The following is a 12,648-nucleotide window of genomic DNA, read 5'->3' as shown; positions in this document are numbered from 1 at the left end:
TAGCGGATGACTTTGTAAGTCAAGGAACGATTATAATTCTTCGTCTTCGTCCTCTTCTTCATCCTCATCCTCTTCTTCGTCTAGATCGATGTCTTCATCAGGAATGATTTCAAGACCTTCTGCCGGGTCATCGACTTCGTCTTCGTCGTCCTCTACATCGTCTTCGTCATCATCGTCCAATTTTTCGTCACCAAGTTCTTCATAGTCTTCTTCGAAGATTTCTTCGTCCAAGTCTTCCAACTCTTCTAAGTCTTCATCGTCATCGTCTGAGACTTTTTTCTTTTTCTTACGTACCTTTACGACTGGCGCTGTTTCTTCTTCGATTTGGTCAACTGGGTACCATTCACGCAGCGCCCAGCCTCCGTCGTTCATGGCCATGAAGCGTCCGTCGATGTTAAGGTCTGTATAAAACTGCGGCAGACGTGACTCCATATCTTTTTTAGTGTATCCAGCTAAACTGCGGATTTCGTCCATTAGTTTTTGAAATAAGATGGGTTCACGACGATCGTCAAAGATCGCATAAGTAATGTCGATAAGTGATTCTTCTTTTAGTTGCTCTTTTGTCATGTTTTTAAAATCCACGAGACGCACGTCCTTTCTATGTCTTCTGTCACTCGTTCATGTATCTAACGGTGTTGCTTTGTTACTGTGTTTTTCTTTTACTGCGGAATCGTTTTAGCTCTTTCCAGCTGATAAACAATAAATATACGGCCGTGAGTAGGAAGGGCACTGCACCGAATCCCTCACCATAGAGTAGATATATCAGTACAATTAATGTGATAATAATAACAAGATGAAGCGTCATCTTCAACTACCTCACCCCTTTTCGGCCATTCTTTATAGTATACGTCCAAATCATGCTTAAAATCCACTGTAAATAATTTAGAGTGGGATAAAATCTTCTCTCATCCAAACCGTCGCAAGAGACGAGCCTTCATTTCATATTGTGGACATCGTTGCCTTTCGGGTGAAAGCTGTCATATCCTTCGTGGTGAACCAGGTTATAAAGATATACGTACTAAAAAGAGCATGGGAAATCCCACGCTCTATTTCGGTGTATTTTACATATTTCTGCGGTATTGGCCGCCTACTTCGTATAAGGCATTAGTGATTTGACCGAGACTTGCGACTTTGACGGTGTCCATGAGTGCCTCAAAGATGTTACCGCCAGAGATGGCAAGTTGCTTGAGGTCAGCCAGCGCTTGTTCAGCTTCGCTGCTATGCGCGGATTGGAACGTGCGCAAGTTTTTAATCTGCGTTTCTTTTTCCTCTTGTGTAGCGCGTGCAAGTTCCATGCTGTCGATGTCTTCTTCAGACGGCGGGTTCGGGTTCAAATAAGTGTTGACACCGATGATTGGTAATTCGCCTGAGTGCTTTTTCATCTCGTACAACATAGATTCTTCTTGAATCTTTCCTCGTTGGTACTGCGTTTCCATTGAACCAAGAACACCGCCGCGGTCGTTCAGTTTGTCGAATTCCTGAAGGACTGCTTCTTCGACAAGATCCGTCAGTTCTTCTGCAATGAAGGATCCTTGAAGCGGATTTTCGTTTTTCGATAGTCCGTGCTCTTTTGTAATAATCATCTGAATCGCCATTGCACGGCGAACGGATTCTTCTGTTGGTGTGGTAATCGCTTCATCATAGGCATTGGTGTGCAGCGAGTTACAGTTGTCTTGCAATGCCATAAGTGCTTGCAATGTTGTCCGGATATCATTGAAGTCAATTTCTTGTGCATGGAGCGAACGGCCAGAAGTCTGAACGTGGTACTTCAGCTTTTGACTGCGGTCGTTAGCGCCATATTTTTCACGCATTGCAACCGCCCAAATGCGGCGTGCGACACGGCCTATGACTGTATATTCCGGATCGAGACCGTTCGAGAAGAAGAACGATAAGTTCGGTGCGAAGTCATCGATATTCATGCCGCGGCTCAAGTAATACTCAACGTACGTGAAGCCGTTTGCAAGTGTGAAAGCGAGCTGAGAAATCGGATTCGCGCCGGCTTCAGCAATGTGATAACCCGAAATGGACACAGAATAATAGTTTCTGACCTTTTTGTTGATGAAATACTGCTGGATGTCCCCCATCATGCGGAGCGCGAATTCTGTCGAGAAGATACATGTATTTTGTCCTTGGTCTTCTTTCAGAATGTCAGCTTGAACGGTTCCACGAACAACTTTCAGCGTGCCTTCCCGTACTTCCGTGAATTCCTCGACGGTTAACGCACGACCCAGTTCTTCTTCCTGCTTCTTCACTTGCTGATCAATCGCAGTGTTCATGAACATCGCAAGGATGATCGGTGCTGGACCGTTGATTGTCATCGAAACAGATGTGGCAGGCGCGCATAAGTCAAATCCATCATAGAGTTTCTTCATGTCTTCTAATGTACAGATGTTGACGCCAGACTCTCCTACTTTTCCGTAAATGTCCGGACGCTCATCCGGGTCTTCCCCGTAAAGTGTCACGGAGTCAAATGCAGTGGACAGACGTTTTGCATCGTCATCTTTCGACAAATAATGAAACCTTCGATTCGTACGTTCCGGAGTTCCTTCCCCTGCAAACTGGCGCTTCGGATCTTCCCCTTCACGCTTGAACGGGAATACGCCTGCTGTGTAAGGATACGAACCAGGGACGTTTTCTTTATAAACCCAACGAATGATTTCGCCGTAATCTTTGAACTTCGGCAGCGCGACTTTAGGGATTTTCAATCCAGATAAACTCGTTGTCGTAAGAGCTGTACGGAGTTCTTTATCCCGAACTTTCGTTACGAATTCGTCTTGTGCATACGACTCTTTCAGCGTGTTCCAGTTATCCAGAATACGTCGGGATTCAGCTGTCATCTCATCACGCACATTGTCGTGAAGTGTTTCAAGTGATTTAACTAGTGCATCGTCAGGAGTTTTCTCATGTACTTCTGCGAGCGCTCCTTCTAGCTGATACAACCGTGTCGCGAGGTGCGCTTGCTGTTCTGCATGTTTGTGATAGCCACGAACTGTGTTCGCAATCTCCCGCAAGTATTGCAAGCGGTCGTTCGGGATGATGACATTCTGTTTTTGCGTTTTCACGAATTCCGTGTAAGAAGTTGTCCAGTCACTGCCGCACTTTTTGTTGAGCGTATCTACAATCGCAGCAAATAACGTGTTCGTTCCTTTGTCATTGAACTGACTAGCGATTGTGCCATAAACCGGCATCGACTCCAAAGGCTGATCAAAAAGCAGTCGGCTGCGCTGATATTGCTTTTGGACTTGACTCAAAGCGTCTTCCGAACCTTTACGCTCGAATTTATTGATGGCGATCAAATCTGCAAAGTCGATCATGTCAATTTTCTCAAGTTGTGAAGGCGCACCGAATTCGCTTGTCATGACGTACATCGAAACGTCTGAGACTTCATCGATTTCTGCATCCCCTTGACCAATTCCGCTCGTTTCCACGATGATCAGGTCATAGCCCGCTACTTTGACGATATCGAGCACGTCTTTCAGTGCCCCGGAAAGTTCTGTTCGCGATCCGCGAGTTGCAAGACTGCGCATGAATACACGTTTGTTGAAGATGGCATTCATCCGGATCCGGTCACCGAGCAGCGCGCCGCCCGTTTTTTGTTTCGTTGGATCAATTGATAAAATCGCAACTTTACGGTCAGGCAGCTCATGAAGGAAACGGCGTATCAATTCATCCGTAAGTGAACTTTTCCCAGCTCCCCCTGTCCCCGTTATACCAAGTACAGGCGTCCCCTTCGTCAGTTCACGTGCTCGTTCCATTAGCTCCGTTGCTTTTTCGTCTCGATCTGCATAATGCTCTTCAGCATATGTGATCAGATTCGCTAAGATTTCTGGTTTCGTAGTTTCAACTTGCTCCAAGTACGACATTTCGTCTTTCACTTCAGTTGCATAATCGCATTCTTCTACCATGCGGTTGATCATCCCTTGAAGTCCCAGTTTGCGACCGTCTTCAGGTGAGAAAATCCATGCAATCCCGTAGTCGTGCAGTTCTTTGATTTCTTTCGGAATAATAACTCCGCCACCGCCGCCATAAATTTTAATGTGGCCGGCGCCGCGCTCTTTGAGCAAGTCATGCATGTATTTAAAATATTCCACGTGACCGCCCTGGTACGATGAAATCGCGATTCCTTGTACGTCTTCTTGTATGGCGGCATTGACGACTTCTTCTACAGAACGATTATGTCCAAGGTGAATGACTTCCGCACCTGTCGACTGAAGAATACGCCGCATGATGTTAATGCTTGCATCGTGACCGTCAAACAGGCTGGATGCTGTTACAAAACGTACATGATGTGTCGGTTTATAGATTTCTTGCTGTGTTTCAGCTGTTGCCATATTCGAGCACCCCTTTTTTACGTTATCTTACATCCTTCATCCCTGAACTGGTTTTACCAGTCCGTTTAATAATTGATCGGTTTGAAATTCAATGTAACCATCTAAGTCGTACATGTGCTGCAATTCCCATCTACGAAACGCCCACATTTGCCCTTGAATGACGATGTGGTGCGCAGCGAGCCCAATGCTTTTGTCTGTAATGCGAAGTTCCCCAGCTTCTGCACATGCAGTAAGCAGGGCGTTAAACAATCCTGTCATCGCCCGCTCTTTTTCAAGTACATACTCGAGCGCTTTTTTCGGCAATGACTTGGATTCTTGATACATGACGACAAATTCGTCTGCCAGATCATCGACAAGTCGATAGTATACGTCAATTGCGCGCTTCAGCCCTTCGATTGTCGCTTCTTCATCCGCGATTCCCGATAGACGATGCTGCACCTCGTCGTAGATTGTGTCGCAGACGAGGTACAGTACGTCTTCCTTTGTGCGGATGTATTCATACAGTGTTCCGATGCTGAAACCTGCCTCTTTTGCGATTTCACGTGTGGTGGAGCGGTGGAACCCTTTTTGCTTGAACAGCCGGACAGCCCCTTGAATGATCTGTTCACGCCGTTTTTCTATCAATTCACCGTCTTTGACAGACGATTTCACTTCATGCTTCAGTTCCATCCTCTGTTCCCCCTTCTTACTTCGTCAGCATACGGGAGATGACGAGTCGCTGCACTTCTTGTGTTCCTTCATAGATTTGTGTGATTTTCGCATCACGCATGAAGCGCTCCACTGGATAGTCTTTCGTGTAACCGTAACCGCCATAAACTTGAACGGCCTCAGTTGTTACTTTCATAGCCGTATCACCCGCCATCAGTTTGGCCATCGCAGATGCTTTACCATATGGAAGGTTATTCGACTCAAGCCATGCTGCCTGGTACGTCAATAGACGGGATGCTTCTGTTGCAGTAGCCATATCCGCCAATTTGAATCCAATTCCCTGGTTCGCAACAATCGGCTTACCGAATTGAACACGCTCTTTTGCGTAATCCGTTGCATGGTCAAGCGCCCCTTGGGCAATCCCGACTGCTTGAGCGGCGATTCCGTTCCGTCCGCCATCCAATGTTTTCATCGCGATGATGAAACCTTGGCCTTCTTCACCGAGCATGTTTTCTTTTGGCACACGGCAGTTATCGAAGATGATTTCAGTCGTAGGCGATGAACGAATGCCTAGTTTCTTCTCTTTCTTCCCAACTGAAAAACCTGGGTAATCTGCTTCGACGATAAATGCAGTTGTCCCTTTGTGCTTTGAATCTGCGTCTGTCACAGCGAAGACGATATAGATATCTGCGATTCCGCCGTTTGTGATGAAGATTTTAGAGCCATTCAAAATATAATCATCGCCATCCAGTTTTGCAGTGGTTTTCATGCCGCCCGCATCAGATCCTGATTGAGGTTCTGTCAATCCATACGCCCCGATTTTCGATCCTTCCGCCATGGGACGAAGATACTTTTGCTTCTGTTCTTCCGTTCCATATTTAAAGACAGGCCACCCTGCGAGAGACGTGTGCGCTGATAGTGTCACACCTGTCGATGCACAAACACGTGACAGCTCTTCAACTGCGATCACATATGCGAGGTAGTCACTGCCGATGCCGCCATATTCTTCCGGCCAAGGAATGCCTGTAAGTCCTAGCTCCGCCATCTTTTTGAATAAATCCATATCGAAACGTTCTTCTTCGTCACGCTCTGCTGCAGTTGGAGCGACTTCTTTCACAGCAAAGTCGCGTACCATTTTGCGTATCATTTCGTGCTCTTCAGATAATGTAAAATTCATGATGAGTTCCCCTTTTCTATGTGAATGAGTTTTTAAGGTTTATTGATGCCTTTTAGATTGGCGTTGGTTTGCTTATTTTTCTGCTTGCTTGAGCGGTTTCGACGTCGGCTTGATCACTTTCTCGCTTGCTTGAGCGGTTTCGACGTCGGCTTGATCACTTTCTCGCTTGCTTAATCACATTGTCTGCCAGGGTTTATTCCAAATCTAATCTATTAATTACTTAGTAAGATTTTTAGAGATGACAATGCGTTGAATCTCGCTCGTGCCTTCGTAGATTTGAGTTACTTTGGCGTCACGGAAATAGCGCTCAACCGGATAGTCTTTTGTATAGCCGTAGCCTCCAAATACTTGAACGGCTTCGATTGCGTTATCCATCGCTGTTTGAGAAGCAAACAATTTTGCCATCGATGCTTCTTGGGCACATGGTTTGCCTTCCGCACGTAACTGCGCTGCGCGGTAAACGAGAAGGCGGGATGCTTCTGCAGCCGTTGCCATGTCGGCGATTTTGAATCCGACACCTTGGTTAGCAGCAATCGGCTTGCCGAATTGTACGCGTTCCCTTGCATAATCTGTTGCAGCTTCAAGCGCCGCCTCTGCAATTCCCAGTGCTTGTGCGGCGATACCGATTCGGCCGACGTCTAGATTCGCCATCGCGATTTTGAATCCGCCGTTTTCTGCGCCGAGCAAGTTGGCTTCAGGTACAAACATGTCTTCAAATGTAAGCTGTACGGTGCGCGAGCCATGCATGCCCATCTTCTCTTCGTTTTTCCCGATAATCAGTCCAGGTGTATCTCCATCCACGATGAATGCCGATAAACCATAGGACCCTTTCGAAGGATCCGTTGCAGCGAAGACGATATACACGTCCGCTTCGCCTCCATTGGTGATGAACACTTTCGAGCCGTTCAATACATAACCGCCGTCTTTTTTCACAGCGCGTGTTTTCAAGGAGCCTGCGTCCGATCCCGATGCAGGTTCTGTCAGGCAGAATGCACCCAGTAATTCGCCTGCCGCCATTCTTTTCAAATAACGCTCTTTCTGCTCTTCCGTACCGAAATAAAGAATTGGGTTAGTGCCGACAGATGTATGCACAGAAAGAATCACCCCTACTGTTGCGTGCACTTTCGATAACTCATGAATTGCACTTATGTACGAAACGAAGTCCATCCCCGCACCGCCATACTCTTCAGGAACAGTAATCCCCATCAATCCAAGTTCCCCCATTTTTTTCACGATTTCTGTAGGGAATTCATCGGCTTCGAGATTCGGAATAAACGGTTCGATTTCCGCTTTGGCAAAGTCCTTGACTAGTTTGCGCATCATCTGTTGTTCTTCGGTGAAATGGAAATCCATAGGTTAGTCCCCTTTTATGAGTACGAGTAGAAGCCTCGTCCAGATTTTTTGCCGAGCCAGCCAGCGTTTACGTATTTACGAAGTAATGCACACGGACGATATTTTGGATCCCCGTAGCCTTCTTGCAATGTTTCCATAATGTATAAGCAAGTATCGAGCCCGATGAAATCAGCAAGCTGAAGCGGCCCCATTGGATGATTCATGCCAAGTTTCATCACTTCGTCGATTGCTTCTTTCGTTGCGACACCTTCTTGCAATGTAAAAATCGCTTCATTGATCATAGGCATAAGCACGCGGTTTGCGACAAACCCCGGGAAGTCATTTACTTCCACAGGTACTTTTCCTAATTTGTTCGTCATGTCTTCAACCGCTTGGTACACTTCGTCTGAAGTGGATAATCCGCGAATGATTTCAACAAGTTTCATGACCGGTACTGGATTCATGTAGTGCATGCCGATGACCTGTTCAGGCCGGTTTGTGACAGCAGCAATTTCTGTGATGGGCAGCGAAGATGTATTTGTTGCAAGAATTGTATGTGTTGGCGCGATTTCATCCAGCTGCTTGAAGATTGATTTTTTAATGTCCATGTTCTCTACAGCAGCTTCAATTACGATATCCACGTGTTTCGCGTCATTGATGTCGAGTGACTTTGTAATGCGCCCGAGCACCGCTTGTTTTTCTTCTTCTGTCATCCGTTGTTTTTCAACATTGCGCGTTAAGTTCTTTGCGATGACTGCGATTCCCTTTTCATAAGATTCATCTTTGACATCGTTTAGGGTCACGTTGAATCCCGCCTGTGCGCAAACTTGTGCGATACCGCCGCCCATTTGTCCTGCGCCGATTACCATTACGTTTTGAATGTTCATGTCTATTCATCCTTTCAAAGTCGTATTGATGGTGTTGCCAATTTCATAATCTAGAAATGATCATAAACTCGAGATTATGATCATAAAACATAGAATGTGCTCATAACCTCGTCATTTCGCTCATAAAACTAAAATTGTGCTCATAAACACGAAGTCCTGCTCATAAGTCTTGAAAAATGATCATCAACTCGTGAATTACGCTCATAACCTTTCGCACGTGGCACAATCAACATCACAAACGTCTTCACCTTGTCGCGCCAAGTGCTCTTAACCAATCAAAACCAGGATTAATTGGTGTGCTCCGCTTCGCGAAGCATTTTCTGTAGGGAGGGCGGGGCATTTGGCTCCTTCATTGAAGCAAGCCCTTGATTTCCTCTCTGACTTTGATCATAAACCGTGTTTTCCGCCCATAAACTTCCAGAGCGACAGCCTAGCCAATTACTGTTTAGAAACTTCAATCATGATCGCATCGCCTTGACCTCCGCCAGAGCAGATTGATGCGATTCCAATCCCGCCGCCACGGCGTTTAAGTTCATATGCCAGCGTCAAGATGATCCGCGCGCCGCTTGCACCGATTGGGTGACCGAGTGCGACAGCTCCGCCGTTCACGTTTACTTTTTCAGCGTCTAGCTTTGCAATGTCCGAGCTTGCCAGCGCTACGACTGCAAAGGCTTCATTTATTTCAAAAAGATCGATTTCCTCAATCGTTTTGCCAGTCTTTTTCAAGAGTTCATTGATGACTAGACCTGGAGTTTGCGGGAAGTTTTCTGGTTCAATCGCGACTTCCGCGTGACCAATAATTGTTGCAAGAACGTCTTTGCCTTCGCGCTCAGCCCGTTCATCGCTCATTAACACAAGTGCACATGCGCCATCGTTTACCCCTGGTGCGTTCCCCGCCGTTACAGTACCGTCTTTGCCAAAGGCTGGACGTAATTTCGCCAGCACTTCGAGTGAAGTATCTTTACGCGGTGCTTCGTCTGTATCTACAACAATTGGATCCCCTTTACGCTGCGGAATCTCAACCGCTGTGATTTCTTCAGCAAATACGCCTTTTTCCATCGCAGTCACAGCACGTTGATGGCTGCGAAGCGCCCACTCGTCTTGTTGTTCACGGCTCACATTGAATTCTTCTGCTGTTGAGTTCCCGAACGTACCCATGTGGACATTTCCCGGTGAAAACGAATCTGAAAGACCGTCATAGATCATACCATCGACCAATGTCGCGTCTCCCATTCGTAATCCGAAACGGCCTTTTGGCAAGTAGTACGGGGCGTTTGACATGGATTCCATACCGCCTGCAACAATGACTTCTTCATCTCCCAGACGGATTAGCTGATCGCCAAGCGTCACGCTGCGCATACCTGAAGCACATACTTTGTTGATCGTCTCCGTCTTCACTTTCCATGGCAGACCCGCTTTTGTTGCAGCCTGTCGTGATGGTATTTGCCCTTGTCCTGCTTGCAATACAGTTCCGAAAATGACTTCATCTACATCTGTCACGTCAACATTTGAACGTTCTAGAGCTGATTTGATAGCCGCTCCGCCTAAATCACTAGCCGTTAGCGTTTGCAAAGCCCCTCCCATTTTTCCAAAAGCAGTTCGTGCACCGTCAATCAATACTGTTTTAGCCATTCTTCATCATCCTCCAGTTTTTTGATAGCGTTTACATTTCAGAATAAAAGGAGCGACTGAACGCTCGCTCGGTTTACTTTCGGCATAAAGGGGAAGCAAAGTCGCTTCCCCTTCGACCAACTATATTTCAACAATTCTGTTCAGTTCGATTGTTCTAATTGTAAAACAAATCTGGCAGTCTGGCAAACTTTTCTTATTGCAGAACTGGTTCCATTTCTACTTCTGAACCGTCCGCAATTCCTTCTCCAAATACAGAACGTTCGAGAAGCTCAGCGATATCATACGTTCCGACCGTTTCTTCCACTTCAATTGCTTTGGTTCCGTCCGACAACATCGTCAAGCAATACGGACATCCAGAAGAAATAATTCCTGGTGTCACTTCCATTGCCTGCTCTGTCCGGGCGACGTTAACGCGGTGACCCGCATCTTCCTCCATCCACATGAGACCTCCACCGGCGCCACAGCACATGCCATCTTGGCGGTTTCGTTTCATCTCTACCAAGTTGACACCTGGAATGGATTTCAAAATTTCACGTGGTGCATCGTACACATCATTGTACCGGCCAAGGTAACACGAATCGTGGAACGTAATCGTTTCTTCGATGGCGTGTTGCGGTTTCAAACGACCTTGCTCGACAAGCTCATGCAGCAATTCAGTATGGTGATATACTTCAGCGGTAAAGCCAAAGTCTGGATATTCATTTTTGAAAATGTTGAATGCGTGCGGGTCAATCGTGACGATCTTTTTCACTTCCGCTTTTTCGAATTCAGCAATGTTGGCAGTCGCAAGCTCTTGGAATAAGAATTCGTTTCCGAGGCGACGCGGTGTGTCACCGGAGTTCTTCTCTTTATTACCCAGAATTGCGAATGAAACTCCAGCTTCGTTCAACAAGTGAGCGAATGATAACGCGATTTTTTGTGAACGGTTATCGAAGGCACCCATTGAACCGACCCACAGCAAGTATTCGAAGGATTCGTCCGCTTTTTTCAGTTCTTTTACCGTTGGAATCTTGAGATCCGGACGTCCGTCACGCCAGTTCTCTTTCTCTTTACGGTTCAGTCCCCACGGATTGCCTTGGCGTTCGATGTTTGTCATCGCGCGCTGTGCATCCGCATCCATTTTACCTTCTGTCATAACGAGATAGCGGCGTAGATCGATGATTTTATCGACGTGCTCGTTCATTACTGGACATTGGTCTTCACAATTACGGCACGTCGTACATGCCCAAATTTCTTCTTCAGTGATGACATCGCCAATCAAAGATGGATTGTAAATGTCGTCCATTGTTGCGCCTTCAAGACCTGCAGCTAGTGCAATCTGGTTTCCTTTCGTGTTGTTAAACATGAAAGTCGGCACCCATGGTTTCTGTTTCGTTGTCAATGCCCCTGTGTTCGTCAAGTTATCACGCAGTTTTGTGATCAAGTCCATCGGTGACAGCATTTTTCCTGTTCCGGTAGCTGGACACATATTCGTACAGCGGCCACATTCAACACATGCATACAAGTCAATCATTTGCAGCTGCGTGAAGTCCGTGATTTTGCCGACACCAAGTGTTGGCATTTCATCCTCGTCTTCAATTTCTTCTAGTGCTTCAAAATCGATGGGCGCTAACTTGCCGCGACGGTCGAAACGCATCATGTACGTATTGACAGGTCCAGCGATCAAGTGTGCGTGCTTCGATTGCGGCACATACACGAGGAATGTGAGCAATGTAAGCAAGTGAACCCACCATGCGACGAAGAAGATTGCAGCTGCAGCCGTCGGAGGCAAGAAACTGAAAACGCTTGCAATTCCTGACGCCATAGGCTCCGTCCACGTTGTCGAGTGGCCATGCCAAATCATATTCATGCCGTTAGCGACAAGTGTTGAAATCATGAGGGATCCGATAAAGATAAGGACCAGTCCAGATTTCCATCCGCGCTTCAAGCGTACAAGCTTTTCCATGTAACGACGGTAGAATGCCCACACGACCGCTACGAGAATAACCGCTACAACAATCTCCTGGAAAAATGTGAAGAATGGGTACACGGGCCCGAATGGTAAGTGTGAATCCGGCTTCAATCCTTTCCAGATCAGGTCAATTGCACCGAATTGAACGAGCAGGAATCCATAGAAAAACATGACGTGGATGGAGCCACTCTTTTTATCTTTCAATAATTTCTTTTGTCCGAATACGTTAACCCAAACTTCTTTCAAGCGCTTTTGTACATTGTTATCAAAGTCTTCTTTTTGCCCGAGTCGGATGAATTGCGTGCGTGTTTTAATTAAGTAAGTAAACAGCGCCAGCCCATATGCGACAACACCTAGGAACAAAACCCAGTTGGCGATTAATAAAGGTGTCATGATGTCCTCCCCTTTGTTTGTATGTAGTGAATGTTCTTACTAGTCTAGATGAATTGAGGCAGTTTGTCGATACGTTCCTTATTAGTTTAAGATATGAATGAGCATTCAGTCAACGAAAATTTTGAAATAACGGTGAATTCTGATGAAGTACTGACTGGACTCGGATTAGGTTGACTAGTTGCAGCCAGGTTGTCCCTCGAGCATTTCGTGTGGATGGTGTTATGGGTGGTTTCTGAAGTTCATGATCACATTTACAAGTTTATGAGCACTTCCCTAGGTTTATGAGCACTTTCTCTG

At 46.3% G+C, this 12,648-nt stretch carries 8 protein-coding genes; all 8 read right to left on the bottom strand.

The annotated features are described in order from the left end of the window. Positions 1-30 precede the first annotated feature (30 nt). Positions 31-582, bottom strand: coding sequence for a DNA-directed RNA polymerase subunit delta (gene rpoE, locus QT716_RS01000; protein ID WP_317933806.1), 552 nt, complete (start codon positions 580-582; stop codon positions 31-33). Between the two features lie 479 nt (positions 583-1,061). Beyond that, positions 1,062-4,331 carry a fused isobutyryl-CoA mutase/GTPase IcmF gene (icmF, locus tag QT716_RS00995; protein ID WP_317933805.1) on the bottom strand — a complete coding sequence of 1,090 codons (3,270 nt, stop codon included), beginning with the start codon at positions 4,329-4,331 and terminating at the stop codon, positions 1,062-1,064. A gap of 36 nt (positions 4,332-4,367) precedes the next feature. After that, positions 4,368-5,000, bottom strand: a complete 633-nt coding sequence (locus QT716_RS00990) for a TetR/AcrR family transcriptional regulator (RefSeq protein WP_317933804.1) — start codon at positions 4,998-5,000, stop codon at positions 4,368-4,370. Between the two features lie 16 nt (positions 5,001-5,016). Next, positions 5,017-6,156: an acyl-CoA dehydrogenase gene (locus tag QT716_RS00985; protein ID WP_317933803.1), complete on the bottom strand. Its 1,140-nt coding sequence runs from the start codon at positions 6,154-6,156 to the stop codon at positions 5,017-5,019. A 216-nt stretch (positions 6,157-6,372) separates the two neighbouring features. Then, positions 6,373-7,509: an acyl-CoA dehydrogenase gene (locus QT716_RS00980; RefSeq protein ID WP_317933802.1), complete on the bottom strand. Its 1,137-nt coding sequence runs from the start codon at positions 7,507-7,509 to the stop codon at positions 6,373-6,375. 14 nt (positions 7,510-7,523) lie between these two features. Next, entirely contained in the window at positions 7,524-8,375 is an 852-nt protein-coding gene (locus tag QT716_RS00975) for a 3-hydroxybutyryl-CoA dehydrogenase (RefSeq protein ID WP_317933801.1), read from the bottom strand. 438 nt (positions 8,376-8,813) lie between these two features. Next, positions 8,814-10,007: an acetyl-CoA C-acetyltransferase gene (locus QT716_RS00970; RefSeq protein ID WP_317933800.1), complete on the bottom strand. Its 1,194-nt coding sequence runs from the start codon at positions 10,005-10,007 to the stop codon at positions 8,814-8,816. Between the two features lie 193 nt (positions 10,008-10,200). Continuing rightward, complete coding sequence (locus QT716_RS00965; RefSeq protein WP_317933799.1) at positions 10,201-12,351, bottom strand: (Fe-S)-binding protein; 2,151 nt, start codon at positions 12,349-12,351, stop codon at positions 10,201-10,203. Between the last annotated feature and the right edge of the window lie 297 nt (positions 12,352-12,648).

The sequence above is a fragment of the Sporosarcina aquimarina genome (assembly GCF_033253705.1).
Taxonomy (GTDB): Bacteria; Bacillota; Bacilli; order Bacillales_A; family Planococcaceae; genus Sporosarcina; species Sporosarcina aquimarina.
This window is presented reverse-complemented; position numbering and strand designations above follow the sequence as displayed.